This is a genomic window from Emcibacter nanhaiensis, from assembly GCF_006385175.1.
Classification (GTDB): domain Bacteria; phylum Pseudomonadota; class Alphaproteobacteria; order Sphingomonadales; family Emcibacteraceae; genus Emcibacter; species Emcibacter nanhaiensis.
Genome location: NZ_VFIY01000014.1, coordinates 80,500 through 95,157, shown reverse-complemented (window position 1 = coordinate 95,157; position 14,658 = coordinate 80,500). Strand labels below are relative to the sequence as shown.

The 14,658-nt window shown below is 51.9% G+C and carries 11 protein-coding genes; 5 read left to right on the top strand and 6 right to left on the bottom strand.

Annotated elements, in window-relative coordinates; all coding sequences use genetic code 11:
* Positions 1-342 precede the first annotated feature (342 nt).
* Positions 343-2,985 (top strand): TonB-dependent receptor, encoded by a 2,643-nt coding sequence (locus FIV46_RS11040; protein ID WP_181163202.1) that lies wholly within the window; start codon positions 343-345, stop codon positions 2,983-2,985.
* Positions 2,986-3,233: 248 nt separating this feature from the next.
* Positions 3,234-5,339 (top strand): Atxe2 family lasso peptide isopeptidase, encoded by a 2,106-nt coding sequence (locus FIV46_RS11035; RefSeq protein WP_181163201.1) that lies wholly within the window; start codon positions 3,234-3,236, stop codon positions 5,337-5,339.
* A gap of 321 nt (positions 5,340-5,660) precedes the next feature.
* On the opposite strand, the gene FIV46_RS11030 is transcribed toward FIV46_RS11035, so the two are convergent.
* From FIV46_RS11030 to FIV46_RS11005, 6 genes are all read right to left on the bottom strand, one after another.
* Positions 5,661-7,076, bottom strand: coding sequence for an asparagine synthase-related protein (locus tag FIV46_RS11030; protein ID WP_181163200.1), 1,416 nt, complete (start codon positions 7,074-7,076; stop codon positions 5,661-5,663).
* Positions 7,077-7,496: 420 nt separating this feature from the next.
* Positions 7,497-8,201: a lasso peptide biosynthesis B2 protein gene (locus FIV46_RS11025; RefSeq protein WP_139940985.1), complete on the bottom strand. Its 705-nt coding sequence runs from the start codon at positions 8,199-8,201 to the stop codon at positions 7,497-7,499.
* 105 nt (positions 8,202-8,306) lie between these two features.
* Positions 8,307-9,044 carry a GntR family transcriptional regulator gene (locus FIV46_RS11020; protein WP_139940984.1) on the bottom strand — a complete coding sequence of 246 codons (738 nt, stop codon included), beginning with the start codon at positions 9,042-9,044 and terminating at the stop codon, positions 8,307-8,309.
* 69 nt (positions 9,045-9,113) lie between these two features.
* The gene (locus tag FIV46_RS11015; RefSeq protein WP_181163199.1) at positions 9,114-9,800 is read right to left on the bottom strand and encodes a GntR family transcriptional regulator; all 687 of its coding nucleotides are present in this window, start codon (positions 9,798-9,800) and stop codon (positions 9,114-9,116) included.
* Positions 9,793-10,440 (bottom strand): acyl-homoserine-lactone synthase, encoded by a 648-nt coding sequence (locus tag FIV46_RS11010; protein ID WP_139940982.1) that lies wholly within the window; start codon positions 10,438-10,440, stop codon positions 9,793-9,795. The genes FIV46_RS11015 and FIV46_RS11010 overlap by 8 nt, the downstream gene beginning before the upstream one ends.
* Before the next feature lie 245 nt (positions 10,441-10,685).
* The gene (locus FIV46_RS11005; protein WP_139940981.1) at positions 10,686-11,393 is read right to left on the bottom strand and encodes a helix-turn-helix transcriptional regulator; all 708 of its coding nucleotides are present in this window, start codon (positions 11,391-11,393) and stop codon (positions 10,686-10,688) included.
* Positions 11,394-11,795: 402 nt separating this feature from the next.
* Here FIV46_RS11005 and FIV46_RS18350 point away from each other — a divergent pair, with 402 nt between their 5' ends.
* From FIV46_RS18350 to FIV46_RS10990, 3 genes are all read left to right on the top strand, one after another.
* Positions 11,796-12,053, top strand: a complete 258-nt coding sequence (locus tag FIV46_RS18350; RefSeq protein ID WP_139940980.1) for a helix-turn-helix domain-containing protein — start codon at positions 11,796-11,798, stop codon at positions 12,051-12,053.
* On the top strand, positions 12,053-12,610 hold the full coding sequence (gene lepB, locus FIV46_RS10995; RefSeq protein ID WP_139940979.1) for a signal peptidase I: 558 nt from the start codon (positions 12,053-12,055) through the stop codon (positions 12,608-12,610). The genes FIV46_RS18350 and lepB overlap by 1 nt, the downstream gene beginning before the upstream one ends.
* Before the next feature lie 172 nt (positions 12,611-12,782).
* Positions 12,783-14,363 (top strand): DUF3363 domain-containing protein, encoded by a 1,581-nt coding sequence (locus tag FIV46_RS10990; RefSeq protein ID WP_181163197.1) that lies wholly within the window; start codon positions 12,783-12,785, stop codon positions 14,361-14,363.
* Positions 14,364-14,658 lie beyond the last annotated feature (295 nt).

The following is a 14,658-nucleotide window of genomic DNA, read 5'->3' as shown; positions in this document are numbered from 1 at the left end:
TTTCCTCAATTGCAGAAACCGCTGTACGCAGTCCGGATTTCTGGGTGCGACGACTAAAGGTTTTATGGGAAAGATCTGCAGAAACCTGCGAGTAAGAATAAAAAAGAACAGAAATTTCAGTTCGTTGGTGCTTTTTAAGCTGTTCCCAAAATCGTCATTCTTTTTCCCCTCGATAAACAGGATGTGGAGCTCGAGGGCTTCACATTTTCAACATAAAAAAGAAGGGAAGGAATAATGAGAACGGAGACCAAAGGAAATATACGTCGCAATAAAAATCAACTCGGGAAGCTGGGCTTTTGGCCCGGTAAATATAGAGAACCGGGTGTAAAAGAATTTGGAGCAGTGGCCGGTCGTAACGGTCGCTTGTCACTGAGGGCGGCGACGGCACTCGCCCTGTTAATGACAGTGGGCGTAACCGGTGTGAATGCTCCTGCACGGGCAGATGAAGGACAAACCATTTCCATGGAGCGGCAGCCTCTCGGGGAAGCCCTGCAGGCCCTGGCCAGAGACCATGGAGTAAACATAATTTACGATGCCGGCATCGTAGCAAACAAAACAGCGTCCACGGCGGATTTACCCGCTTCTCTGGAACAGGCTCTGCATCAAATTCTGGCGGGAAGCGGCCTCGGGTTCCGGAGGGATGAGAAGGGAAATGTCTATGTCTTCCCGGTCACGGGTCCGCACGATCCCGCTGGAGATGACGAGCGCTCTTCTCTGAAACAAATGGACTCCGATCCGGAAAAAAGCTTGGGCAAAAGACAAGGTTTAGCTGAAGAGGCTGAGGCTGTTCTGGAGTTTGAGGAAATTGTTGTTACCGGGTCAAACATCCGCGGCGGTCGGTCGGCTTCGCCTGTCTTTAAATATGACAGGGAGGACATTGACCGGCTCGGTGTGTCATCGGTGCCCCAGTTCATTCAACAGCTTCCCCAGAACTTCGGCGGTGGCATCGCGGAAAACACGTCGGGCCTGGTGACCGCTGAGGATGGGATCAATATCAACGAAGGTACGGGGATAAACCTCCGGGGCCTCGGCAATGACGCCACCCTCGTGCTGATCGACGGGCGTCGTCTGGCACCGGTGGGAATGGGGAATTTTGTCGACATCTCCATGATCCCGTTGACTGCAATTGACCGGGTTGAAGTTTTGACGGACGGCGCTTCAGCCATTTACGGTTCTGATGCCGTCGGAGGCGTGGTTAATTTCAAGCTCCGCAAGGATTTTGACGGCGCGGAAACAAGGCTGCGCTACGGAACCGCGACAGATGGGGATCTCGATGAATTCCAGGTGGGGCAGGTGTTCGGTTCGGCCTGGGAGACGGGCCACGCTCTGGCGTCCTATGAATATTATAAACGGGATCATCTTGATGCGAATGACCGGGACTATTCTGTTGAGGCCTCTGATCCAACCGATCTTCTGCCCCGTCAGAAACGGCAAAGTATCTTCCTGAACTTCGGCCAGGAGGTTGCGGACCGGGGTGAGATATTTGCGGACGGCTATTATACCATCCGGGAAAGTACGCGCCTCGGCACCAACACTGTGACCCTCAATACCGAAGTGATCGACCGTAACACGGAGCAGTATGGCGGCAGTCTTGGCGGCCGTTTTGGTTTCCTGAGGGACTGGCAGCTGGAACTTGTTGGAACCATCAGTGAGAGCCAGGCCTACGGCGGATATCTGAATGAGAATACCCGCATCTATCGGGACCTGACTGGCCGGAACTCCCGGACGATGACCGTTGATGCGAAAGCGGATGGTTCGCTTGGTACGATCCCGGGGGGCTCTGTCAGAATGGCTGTTGGAGGTCAGTTCCGACATGAGAACTTCTGGGACCCGGAAGACGAGGCTGTTGATGAAGCACGGGATGTCAAAGCGCTGTTCGGTGAAGTTTTTGTCCCCTTTGTCGGGGAGGAGAACAGTGGAGCTTTCGGGCGGCGGCTGGAATTGACCCTTGCGGCCCGGTATGAGGATTACAGTGATTTCGGAAACACTCTTGATCCCAAAGTCGGTCTGCTGTGGCAACCGGTTGAAGGGGTTGCCCTGAGGGGAACCTTTGGGACCTCTTTCCGGGCACCGTTGTTCAGTGAGCTGGATGAGAGCAGCAATGCTGGATATTTGCTCTATTTGCCAAATCCTGCAGTTCCCTCCGGCGCGACGCTGGCTGTATTGACGCGCGGCAACAACTCCCGGCTTCAGCCGGAGACGGCAACCAGCTGGACTGCCGGGTTTGATTACACGCCGGCTGAAGTCCCGGGACTTTCTCTGAAGGTGACCTATTTCAATATTTCGTTCAACAACAGGATCACCGCGGCCAAAGCCTATCTGGACAGTTTCACCAATCCTCGCTGGGCATCTGTGATCGACTATTCCCCCGATCCGGCCTATCTCGAGTATCTGGCAGGTCAACCTCGTTCCGGCAACTTTACGTCCTCGTCGGAGTTCACCGATGCGGAAGCCCTTGTCGATGGCAATCTGCGTAATATGGCGAGCATCAAAACCAGCGGCCTGGATTTCCAGATTGCCTATGCTTTCGATACCGGCATTGGGAATTTCAACTGGTCACTGAGTGGCAGCTGGTTGCTGGATTTCGAAGAGAAACTTCTTGAAACAGATGAACCGGTCGATCAACTGGACAATTACAACTATCCCGTTGACCTGCGCCTGAAATCCATTCTGTCCTGGGCGAAAGATGGCCTTTCAGCAAATCTGTCTGTCAACTACACCGATGGCTATACCGACAGGAGAAGCGAGACGGAGGTGCCGGTAAAGTCCTGGACCACGTTTGATCTCAATATCGGCTATGAAACCGGCGATAAACTGTCCGCCGTTGGACTGCAGAATACAGCCTTTTCCCTGATTGTCCTGAACCTGTTCAACCAGGACCCTCCCTATGTGACCGGCAACTTTGGCTACAACATCAATTATGACCCTGCCAACGCCAGTCCCATGGGACGTGTGATCAGCCTGCAATTGACGAAAAAGTGGTAACGCCGACCTGTGTGTCTGTGGCTCGCGTGAGGTGAGCCACAGGCAAACCCTGCCCCCCAACAGGGTAGCAGGCCCCGGTGGGGCCGGAAGGAAAACAAATAAAAACCGCTTCCGGCCCCTTTTTTCTCTGTCGACTTTGTCTCTAACCCGGAATTGAGGGTGTGCGGCAGAACACCTCAGGAGTTTTATGAATGCCTATCGGAATGAAGATTTTAAGAAAGAGCTCTTTCGCAAGGAAGATTTACGGGGTGCAGATACTTCTATTGCTGACCCTGATCTTTCCTGACTTGAGCCTGGCCCGTGCTGTGACAACAGAAGACCTGCTGACCATCAGAGACATCAAGACCTATGAGGTTTCGCCGGACGGGAAGTCTGTGGCTTATCAGATTGTGCAGGCCGATCCTGAAGCCAACACCTATAAACTGGCCTGGAAGATAATGGATATTTTTCCGGAGACAGATCAGGAGCGGCAAGGGGGACGGTTCCTTGCCGATGGCGGAGAGTTTTATCTGCCGGTATTCCCGGACGGTATGAAAGTAGGGGAATTTGTCGGTACACCTGCGGCCTGGTCTCCGGACAGTCGCTGGATAGCCTTTACCCGGAAGATGGATGACGCGGTGCAAATCTGGCGCGTGGACAGAGAAGGAGGGAAGGTGGTCCAACTCACGCATAGCACTGCCGATGTGGAAAATTTGAAATTTTCCAGGGATGGCAGGCTGCTTTATTTCACGGTGGGGAGAGACCGGGCGGATGTGGAACGAGAGGTAAATAAAGAAAACCGCGAGGGGGTTCTTGTCCAGGACGATATTAGTCCGGTCTATTCCAGTGATGTCCGGTCCATCTGGCCAACCTGCAAAGCGTCGCAGACCTCGTCAGGATATGAGGACTTAATGAAGTCTGACCGGCACTGTGAGTTGCGCGTGCGGATATTGGATGTGACGAGCGGCAAGGAACGCATAGTGACTGACAAAGAAACCGAGAATTATTTTGGCAACTCCACTGCCTTTATTGAGACTTCGAAGGATACTGGGCAGGTCGAAGAAGTTGGCAAGGCGTCCTCTGTTGACCCGAAAATTCAGTTCAGAAATGTGAACCCTGAAATTTTTAAGGGATTTGCGCCTCTTTCCAGGCTGGAAGTTGTCGTGGGGGGAAGGGGGATCACTTGCGCCCATGAGGCCTGTCTGGGCTATCGGGGCCGGATATTGAGAAAATTCTGGTGGTCACCGGAATTGAATAAAGTGATCTTTCAGCGACGCGACGGATCTCATCACAGTCTGATGGCCTTATACGCCTGGAGCCCTGAGACAGGAAAACTCAGAACCATTGTCCGGGGGGATGAGTTGCTTCAGGACTGCAGGCGTCGTGAACAGAAAATGATCTGTAAGGAAGAGGGCTGGACCTCTCCGGCAAAATTGGTCTCCATTGATCTGGCGACTGGACAAAAAGAGCTGCTAGTGGATGAAAATCCCGCATTCAGAGAAATGAAATTTACCAAAATCGAGAAACTGCTTTCCGATGATGGCATGGGCAATACCGCCTATGGGCATCTGGTCTATCCGGCGAACTATGAGAAGGGAAGGGCCTATCCTCTGGTGGTGGTTCAATATCGCTCGGCGGGATTCCTGAGAGGGGGGACGGGAGATGAAGTCCCCATTCATGCTCTGGTGCAACAGGGAATTATGGTGCTCAGTTTCGATATGACGGACGACCTGGAAAATTACGCCCGGACCGGCGATTTTCTCGAGATGAGTGCGAAACACTGGTCTTATCTTCTTTTTGACCAGGGAACGCTGATCGCCCTGAACAGGATACTGGACAAACTTGTTGAGCGTGGCCTTGTCGATCCCGCACATATCGGTATTACGGGGCTTAGCCATGGGGCCAGTACAGTAGAACAGGAAATATTATTTACTGATCGTTTTGCCGCGGCGTCAGCGGCTTACATCAGCTCTAATCCAATGGCCTATTATGTGCATAATCTTTCCATCAACCGGAAATATAAGAACTTCCTGTTCGGGGGGAAGCCTTATGTTGGGGAGAGCGCCGCTTTTTCCCTGGGATTAAATGCCGGGAAAATCAATACACCCCTTCTGGTTCAGGCGGCGGACCGGGAGTTTCAGCTGTCCATGCAGAATTATACTTTGCTCAGGGAAGCCGGTAAGCCGGTTGAGATGTATATTTTCCCGGACGCCTATCATGTGAAATGGCAGCCGGCCCAGCGACAAGCGGTCTATAAGCGACATATCGACTGGTTTAAATTCTGGCTGCAGGGAAAGGAAGATCCTGATCCGGTAAAGCAGAAACAATACAGGCGCTGGAGAGAGATGAGGAAAAACCTCAACGAGGACCAATAGCAGGTTTGGAATTGTCAGGTCCTTGGATCGTAAATACGGGGAGACAATTGTCTCCCCGTATCAGGTCTGGCGCAGGCGTTCAGATTTCTTCGGCGGGAAGCAGATCAACTTCCAGCGGGAAAGTTGATTTGACCTTTGTGGCGCTTGACGCACGTCCAAGAATAGTCATGACAGTCTCCTAAGTTCGGGTTGAAAGTGAGTGTCGGTCGGAACCGACTTCATCAGATTATGGGCTGCGGGAGAGGGACACCATTCATATAAAGAGTTTATATTGATTGACAGAATATCCGGGGTTTCTCCTGGGAAACTTCACAAATTCTTTCAACGGAAGCGGCCCATATTTTCCCATTTTCTGGCCCAGATTTCGGTGTTCAGAAAATTTATAAGCCAGGCCTGATCCCGGGTGTCCGTATCTTGCTCTTTCGACAGAAGCTGCTCTAGGGACTGTCGATGGATGATCCTGTTCTGCACCAGCAGGCCATCCATCAGCGTGTCCCGAATAAAGTCAAAATTCAATTCGACCAGGGTGCGAAGATAGTAGGCGGAAGAGAATTTGGATCGTCGTTTCAGAATATTGTCCGGAACAAAGTTTTTGAAGGCCAGGCGGGCCAATCCCCTGTCCATGCCGTCAGAGGTCAGGCGCCAGCTTGGCAGGCTTAGGCAATATTCAACAAAGGGCTGGGAAAGATAGGGCATGATGACGGGAGGCGGATCTTCCGCATGCCCCATAAACTCCAGTGCGTAAAGCCCCTTGGTCAGGGGGAAGAGATGGTAATACTTCCCCGGTGGAATGGATGCCTCCCGGGTGAGCCAGGGGTGTGTGTCTTTCCCGGGCCTGATCTGGTCCTGGAGGTCCGGATCAAGAAGCCTGCTTTTCCCATGACCATGCTGTGCGTAGAAACTCCAGGGCTGCTTGTTAAAGCGACTGCGGAGAATTTCAGGAAACAGGCTCCAGACGGATCTGTTTTGCATCCGGGCGGCCTCCATCATGAAGCTGAACAGCTTTATCGGGAACAGGCGGTTATAGAGATAGTCCATTGCGCCATAACTTGTGGCGGCGGCATAGAGAATTTCATCGCCGGCATGTCCGGTGAAAATCGCATCAAAATTTTCTTCTTCGATGATCTCGGTCAGGCGCTTTTCAAACTGGCCGTGTTGCGCATAGTAAAGGGGAAGGGCTGTCAGGGGTGCCGCGGAAAGTTGGTCCTCATCGAGCCTGGACGCGGTTTCGGGATATTCCAGGAGAGGGATCGAGACCTTCCCTGTTGCTTCCCGAACGAAGCGGCGTTCATCCCCCATAGGGCAATCCTGGTATATGGTGATGGCGGAGAGATCATCTGCGGACCGTGTGTGCGAAAGACAGGACAACAGCAAGCTGGAATCCAGTCCCCCGATTTTCAGGAGTATTTTTTTGTGGGGCGCCGCCAGTGCTTGAGTTGTTGAACAGAGAAGCTGTCGGAGCGTCACGCTTGCCCTGGACGGATCAATGTCCTCTCCCCGGTTGCAATAGTCGAGCGGGGTCCAGGGGTAACTGATGGTGACGCCAAAGGGAGAAAATTTCAGGAACTGCCCGGGGAGAACTTTCCCGATCTCACTTAATCCTGTTTGGGAACGCTCAAGGCCGTATCTCAGGTATCTCCCTATCACCAGGCAGTTTATGGAATAAGGTCTTTCGGTCGCCGTAAGGAGGTCCGGGATTGTGGAGGAAATGGTTGTGACGTTGGAGCTTCGGGTCATAAAGCAGGGGAAAGTACCCATCGGGTCAAGCTGAACATAATTATTTGATCCCCGGGAAATGAAAGCAATGTAATTGCCCCAATAATTGTCCGTTAGCGACTTTCCTTCTGTCTCCAGGAGCCGGGAGAGTGAGATGAGAGGGGCTTCCTCCTTTGAAGCATTCTCTTCAGAATTTTGACACTTCGAGAAGAGCCGTCCCAGAATTACGCCTTTCGCGGGACCGGAGGGGTCGGACAAGTGATAATGTCTGTAATAGTCATGTTTTGATTTCCTCGTCATCACGCAGAGGCCATTCTCCTGAAGAAGGGCTGTCCAGGGAGTTTGGAGAGTTCGGTCAATCTGTGTCTGTGCTGCGCTGCTGGCGGCGGGGTCATGTGCATTCCACAGGATGGCGATGAAGCGCAGCACAGGTTTTCTCCTTCACAACAGGAGTATTGGGGCGAAATTGCCGCAGTGGGCCAGGGTGTCGTTATAGAGATCCTGTTTATTCTGGACCCAGCAGTGAGCCTCGAAAGGTCCCATTCTGACGGCAAAGACCCAGTCCGGAAAAATATTGAACAGGGCCAGGAAATTGATCAGGCACAGGCTGTCAAAAAGGCAATGATCTTTTGGAGTGTAGAAGAGAACCCGATAACGTCGGAAGAAATCCAGCAGATCTTCGATCTCCTGCGAAGAGCTGTTTTCTTCTGTGTCGTGACGGCTTTTTTGTTTTCGTTTTCCAACCACCGCCAGCATTTTATCGAACGGCAGAAATCTGCGCATCACCAGAGTTTGCGCAGAAGCCCATAACAGCTTGAGTATGTTCACCGGCTTTTCCGTGCGTTGCTGGTCCAGGCTGTATCTCATTCGTTCATTCTGGGCGGGGAGATACTCAACGGAGAGAGGGGATCTCAGCCCGTCTGTTCTTAACGCACAGTCCAGGTCGGTGGTGAGAATATTTTGCTCGAGCAGACCGGTCAGGGTCTTGCCCGGCTGTGGGGCCGTATTCTTTATGATATTTTCAAGGACTTTTTTCTCGTCCGGACCGGCGAGGATATAGCTGTCGGCATGAATGTCCAGCAGGACCAGATGCTGATCCGTCAGGGCGGGAAAGATATGTCCGGCGATGTGGAATTCTTCGGTCATGGTGGACCTGTCAGCTGTTCGTGGGGTTGTCCGGGTGATTATATTTTTGGCTCCCGGATGGAGAGGCGTCACCAATATATTCAGAATATATGATCCCGGGGCGCATCAGTCCGAGACCTGTAATTTCTTGTAGAGATCGGGAAGGCGGGAGAGACGGCTCAATTGGAAGTCATGATAGGCTGAAGGCAATTTGTCCATCTCTCTCTGGAGATAATATTTCTCAAGATCGATAAACTTGCTGTGGAGTTCCGGGAAATATTCCAGTTGCCGTCGGCTGACGAGCCAGCAGCGTTCATTTATTGAATTGAGCCAGCGCAGACATTCCCCGTTGCCGGACAGGGAGGCAATGGTGAGATAAAGGTAATGCATGTCTTCGTTTATGGTTTTGCCATCGCGGTTTTCCGGCTTTTCGGCTGTTCTGTGGGGCGGGGGATAGCTCAAAGGGGCTTCCTCGCTGGCGCTTTGTTGACCTGCAAGAATGGCTTCTATCAGGAGAGATTGCGCCTCTAACAGGTCTGTATTTTCAGGGAGGCATAATTCCCGGGCGAAAAAACCGCTGTTGGGGAGGAAGTTAACCAGTCCCTCACTGGTTAATTGCAACAGGGCTTCCCTGACGGGGGTGATGCTGACAAAGAACTGATCGGCCAGCGCAGCTGGCGTGATGTGACTTCCCGGGCGAATTTCTCCTTCCAGGAGGAGCCGTTTCAGGACACAGAAAATATGATGTTGTTCCGTTGGCTTTATCATTGGCCGCCGTCTTTCCCCATAGCGGTGACAATATCTGCAAGCGTTTACTGATGTCCCTTTGAACAGAACTGATCTCGGGGAAACGGACTGTGACACCCCGATATTCACTGGGCAAATAACGGTAGGGGGAACTCTTTCGTCTGGCGAGCATATATTGTGAATATATCATTTTCCGGTGCTGATATCCGGGCATCGCGAGGGTCTCGAGAGTTCCCGCAGGACAGAGGGCAAAAGCCGCTTTTCCGTGACATGATATCGCAATAGTCTCTTTCTCAGTTTTCTGAAGTCTTTGGCGGCATTACACTTCAACATTTCAGTTAGCTCACCCGCCAGGTCAGGAGAATGGAGGCATGCCCGGAGACGGATCACACGCAGATGATCATTCTGCTGCTTTATGAGGGGCGGGAGAAGCGCGTTGTCCGCGAACAGGGCAATCTGGCCAAATAAGACCTCGGTTGTATCCACAAGGATTTCCGCTTCCTGGGTGTTTTGGGTTTTTCTCAGCAGGGGGGTGACAGGCATTTGTCGGGCGAAGAGTTTTCTGGCCTTTTCGGCTCGTACCGCCCTGTCCAGGGAGAGCAGGAGAATCCAGAGTGTCAATTGCTGTCGATTTTGAAAGTCTTCCAGTGTCTTTTGTTTGTAGAAATAGCCGCGCCCGGGAATATGGTGGAGCAACCCCTCTGCGTTCAACCGCCTGCAGACCTCGCGAACGGGGATCGTGCTGACGTCATAATTGTCAGCTATCTGCTCCAGATTCAGACGGATGTGGGGGGCAAATTTGAAATTCAAAAGCTCATATTTGAGCCGCCTGTATAGTCTGTCAAAAACAGGATGTTTGGAGGGTTTATGCATTACTGCTCCGAACAGGTTGAACTGGCTGCATATGATAGTCCAGGGGCAGGGAGAGTATCGCCACATGGGTGCTGGAATATCTCCGGCGCATCTGTCGAAGCGAGCTTGGACTGACTTCAATGGCCGCGGCGATAATTTCTTCACCGTCCAGATCTTTTTGAGGGAGACCAAGGGGCTGAATGGTCCAGCCCGCATCCAGGATTATCGGATAAACAGACGTTGAAGAAACAAAGGTAATTTTTTCAATACCCATCAGAAGTGCGGTTTCCATCATGGCCAGAAAAAGTTTTTTTGTCACCCCACATCGTCTGTGTTCCTGGGGAACACAGGTCCTGGAACTTTCCCAGATACTGGCTGCTCGCGGGACTTCCTGTTCAACCAAGTGAGGGAAGATGTCAGACAGGAGATGAGGTCTCACTGTGGGGATCAGGCGTTTTGACGCTATCAAATTCCCCCACTTGTCGCGAAGCAGAATATAGAGGGTATCTTCCCTGTCGAACTGGTCCTTTTCTCTCCCCTGGTGCGCCAGGGGAAGGGACCAGCCAAGTTCCTGAACAAAGACTCTGTGTCTTTGCCTGAACATTTCATCCAGTTCCGGTTTGTGAAGATGTCTGTTGTCTTTATTGATGATGGTAATCATTGCAGCTCCCGTTTCCTGGCGGGAGACAGTGTTAGATAAGGCCGTCTCGATTAAACCTGTATAGCGGGACAGGTTGACGACAATCAGCAGGGGAGAGGGTAACCGGCTGGAGGTTCAGTCTGGCGAAAAGAGGAATGGAGTTTTATGTGAAAAATCGGGGTTGCTTGTCGTCGCGAGACGTCCGGGCCGACAGTGTGGGCACTACCTGAAAAAGATGTTTTTCCATTACCTGAAAGGGCTGACTGTTATGGCAGAAGCAGGCCGCAGGAGATTGCCAGTGCGATGCTTTGGCTGCGGGTCCGCACGTCAAATTTCTCGCGGACTTTTTCAATGTGGTAATTTACGGTGCGGGCGCGAATGGCAAGGATTTCTGCTATATCACTGTCGCTTTTGCCCTGGGCCGCCCAGTACAGACATTCCTTTTGTCTTGGGGTAAGGGCCGGGGGCGCAAAATCTGATTGGCCCAGAAGCAGGAGCTGATTGAAATAGTGGACGGCGAGAAGGTGAAGGGATGAATAGGCGCGGGGATCCACATCTACAAACTCGCCCGCGATATTGATTGTACAGGGGTAATGCCCGGGCATCATCAGGGGGATCGTCATGCCATTACGGATGCCGAATTGTTGGGCTTCATAAAATATCTTTTGATTGATGTCGTCCATCTCCTCCAGATCGAGCCACTTGAGGGGCTTCGCCTCCCGATAAATACTTTTAAGGACAAGGTCGTGCTTAAAATATTCCTTCTCCTTGTAGCGATTTACCCAGATCTCCGGAAATTCGTAAATGAGAATGGAATTGGCAGGAGGATGATTGAGGTCGACGGAAGAAAGGCAGGTATGTTTGTCGAAGCCAAACTGCCGAATGATAGAGCCAAACAAGTCTGTCAAGCTTTTCAGGTTTTGAGTTTGTTCTATGAGATATACGAATTCTTCAATAAGAGAAAAATCAATCATGATCGTACCCCCACGACCTGTGATGTCTATATTGCTCCCTTTGCCCTGAAGAATTATCTGCCTTCTAGATACCGGCAGTTTTTGAAGATGCCTCTTAAAGCCTTCCCAATATATTCGAAATATATATTTTGCAGAATTGTTACGTTTATATTAAACCATAGGTTGAGTCAAATATTATTGAAACTGCATGTTCCACAATGTTGCGGGAATTGATTTGACAGTTTGTCGGAGGAAGCATAGCTTTTGGATGTTTGAGGACGATCCTCGACACAAGTTATGAAGCCAGGCCACCCCGTGAGGGGTGGCTTGTTCCCTCCCAAGTCAACCTGTTTAACCGGACAGGTTATTTCCTGATTTCCCCTCTTATTCTACAGAGTTTTGATCCTTGCAGAGGAGGAACTCATGGAAAGGAATAGGCGTATAAAGGCGCTGGAAGACAGCCGTCCGGTTTATCTGACCAGTGAAGAAAGCGCGGCCTATCTGCGAATTAGTCCGATAACTCTCAGTAAGATGCGTATGAGCGGAGAAGGTCCCCGCTATCGGAAGCACGGGCGTCGTGTTGTCTATACTGTCGATGACTTAAAGACCTGGTCGGACGAGCATGGCCAAGCCTCGACCAATGACAATGCGGTCGACCACTCTCTAGTCTCTGAACGCTGATGTTGTCGTCGAGGAGCAGAGATTTTCAGGAACGATCAGCCTGGAGATACGGCCTTCTCGTTGCTATGGCTGTTTCTCTTTTGGGGAGCGCAAGCTGGATCAGGCCGCGGCTGCTCTACAATCCGTCGGAAAGCATGCCGAAGGGCTTCTATATTATTTTTCCCGCGGATGAGTTCGCGAAGAAAGACAATGTTGTGTTGCCGGTGCCTGAGGCCTTTAGAAAGATGCTTGCGGACAGGCGCTATCTCCCTCCAGATATCCCCCTGCTGAAACAGATTATCGGTGTCGAGGGTGACCAGGTCTGTGTGAAAAACAGAAGGGTTTTTCTGGACGGCACTCTGATTGCAACCCAGTTGAGAATGGATGGGGCGGGTCGTCCATTACCTGTCTGGACAGGCTGTCAAAGACTTTTTCCGGAGGAATATTTTCTATTGGGACCGTCGTCAGACCTTTCTTTTGACAGTCGATATTTCGGCCCGGTGAAGAAGAGGGATATTTCCGGAAGGGCTGTGCTGGTCTGGCCTGCACAACAATCGGAAGTCCCCCATGACGGATGATCGGGAATTTTTGCCGCGACCGGGCCCGCCGCGGGACAGGGGGCGGAGTTTCCGTGAAAAAATCAGGGGGAAAGTAAGGTCTCTTTCTCATGGTCTTGATTGGCCGCAAGGGCAAAAGAAAAAATCAGGTTTCCAGGGGGACCGGATCGGTCGGGGCCATTGGGCCTCGAAGATGATGACATATCGAAACCGGGCAAGCGGAACGCAACCATATGCGCGCCGGGTCATCATCAAAAGCCGTATTGTACGTCTCTCCGGCAAGGGGTTTTCCCGGGCGTCCACACACTTAAGCTATATCCAACGCGAAGGTGTCGGGCGCGACGGTCTGGAAGCTGGCGCCTATGACAAAAAAAGAGAAAATATTGAGCTGGGCGAATTTCGGGACAGATGCCGCGGTGACCGCCATCAGTTTCGTTTTATTGTTTCCCCGGAAGATGCGACCAGGCTCGAGGATTTGAAACCGTTTATCAGGCAATTAATGGGGGTGATGGAAAAGGACCTCCATACCTCGCTGGACTGGGTGGCGGTTGATCACTTTGACACGGCGCATCCCCATACACATGTGATCCTGCGTGGCGTGGATCAGGCGGGAGAGGATCTTGTGATTGCCCGAAACTATATGTCTTACGGCATGCGTCGGCGGGCCTCCGAACTGATGAGCCTGGAGCTTGGGCCGAGGACCGAACTCGAGATCCTGCAGCAGCGCCGTCGTCAGATCGGCTTGGAACGCCTCACCGATCTGGATCGCATGATTTCCCGGCTTGGGAAAAAGCGTGAGGATGGTCTGGTCCTGTCGGAGGCTGGCGGTCGCCAGAAATCATTTCTCACAGAGCGCTTGAAGAAACTGGAGAAGCTTGGTCTCGCTCATTCACTGCCGGGTAATATCTGGCGCGTGGAGGATAATTTTACGGACATTCTCAAACGTCTTGGAGAGCGGGGTGATATAATCAAAACACTGCACCGGGACATGACAAGGTCCGGTTTGTCACCTTTGGAACAGAATGTATCCATATTTGATCCGGCACGCCACCGGGACGGCATTACCGGAGAGGTGTCGAGCCTTGGACTGTCCGAGGAACTGGAGGACAGAAGATATCTGATCCTGGACGGCGTTGACGGTTGCCGCTGGTATGTGGACAGAGGAAAGTCTGTCTACCCGACGACCTTACGCCAGGGGATGATCGTGACCGTAAAACCGGCCCTGAACAATAAACCGGATGCCTTGTCTGAAAAAAGAAGCAGGGACCTTCCCGTGCATCTGACAATCGCTTCACCTGTTCCGCTGGAGAAGCTTGTGGAGGCGGAGGGATATGGCTGGCTGGATCGTTTGCTGCTGGCGAAAGAGAGATTTCCCGCATCTGGCAGGGGATTTGGCAAGCGCGTGGGACAGATGCTGGGGGCGCGCCGACAATGGCTTATCCAAATGAACTTTGTCTCCGAAAGTGACCTGGAGGAGCACCCTCCCGGAGATGCGAAGAAACGGATTTCCAGACTTCTGACCCGGCGGGAGCTGGAAAGGGTCGCGGAGAAGATCTCCGGGGAAAATGGAAAGGTCTGGGTTTCTCAAAGCAGAGCCTCACCCGCAAAAGGCATATATGTGAAAAGACTTCATCTCGTCAGTGGCGTCTATGCTTTTATTGAAGGAAAAGACCACTTCAGCTTTGTCCCCTGGACGCCTGGCCTTGAAAAATATCGGGGCAAGGAGATCGGCAGGGCGTTCGGTCGCGCCTTGAGCGGACGACAGATCAAATAGCCGGAGAAAAGACCGGTCCTTAAGGCGGTCTGTTCTTCCCAAAATTTCTCAAAATATACGCCCTTAAATCAACGGGTCAGAGACGAGTCGATTCAAAAATCGTCCGGGCCCGCGAGTTTTTTCTCCGTATTTCAGGGAAATCGGAGCTCGATACTTCATCTTTTTTATGACGTCTTTGCATTTCTTTGGAGTCCGGAAAACATCTCCTCGGGTCGGTGTGTTTCTCTGTGATCATAACCCTTTGTCATGTAAGGAAAAAGGCCTTGATTTGATCTTCTCTGGACGGTCTCATTTC

Bases quoted from the DNA above. Each gene is read 5' to 3' on its own strand.
- lepB (WP_139940979.1), top strand. From the start codon at position 12,053: ATGTTGTCGTCGAGGAGCAGAGATTTTCAGGAACGATCAGCCTGGAGA.
- FIV46_RS11030 (WP_181163200.1), bottom strand. From the start codon at position 7,076: ATGACCCGAAGCTCCAACGTCACAACCATTTCCTCCACAATCCCGGAC.
- FIV46_RS11025 (WP_139940985.1), bottom strand. From the start codon at position 8,201: ATGACCGAAGAATTCCACATCGCCGGACATATCTTTCCCGCCCTGACG.
- FIV46_RS11015 (WP_181163199.1), bottom strand. From the start codon at position 9,800: ATGCATAAACCCTCCAAACATCCTGTTTTTGACAGACTATACAGGCGG.
- FIV46_RS11010 (WP_139940982.1), bottom strand. From the start codon at position 10,440: ATGATTACCATCATCAATAAAGACAACAGACATCTTCACAAACCGGAA.
- FIV46_RS18350 (WP_139940980.1), top strand. From the start codon at position 11,796: ATGGAAAGGAATAGGCGTATAAAGGCGCTGGAAGACAGCCGTCCGGTT.
- FIV46_RS10990 (WP_181163197.1), top strand. From the start codon at position 12,783: ATGATGACATATCGAAACCGGGCAAGCGGAACGCAACCATATGCGCGC.
- FIV46_RS11005 (WP_139940981.1), bottom strand. From the start codon at position 11,393: ATGATTGATTTTTCTCTTATTGAAGAATTCGTATATCTCATAGAACAA.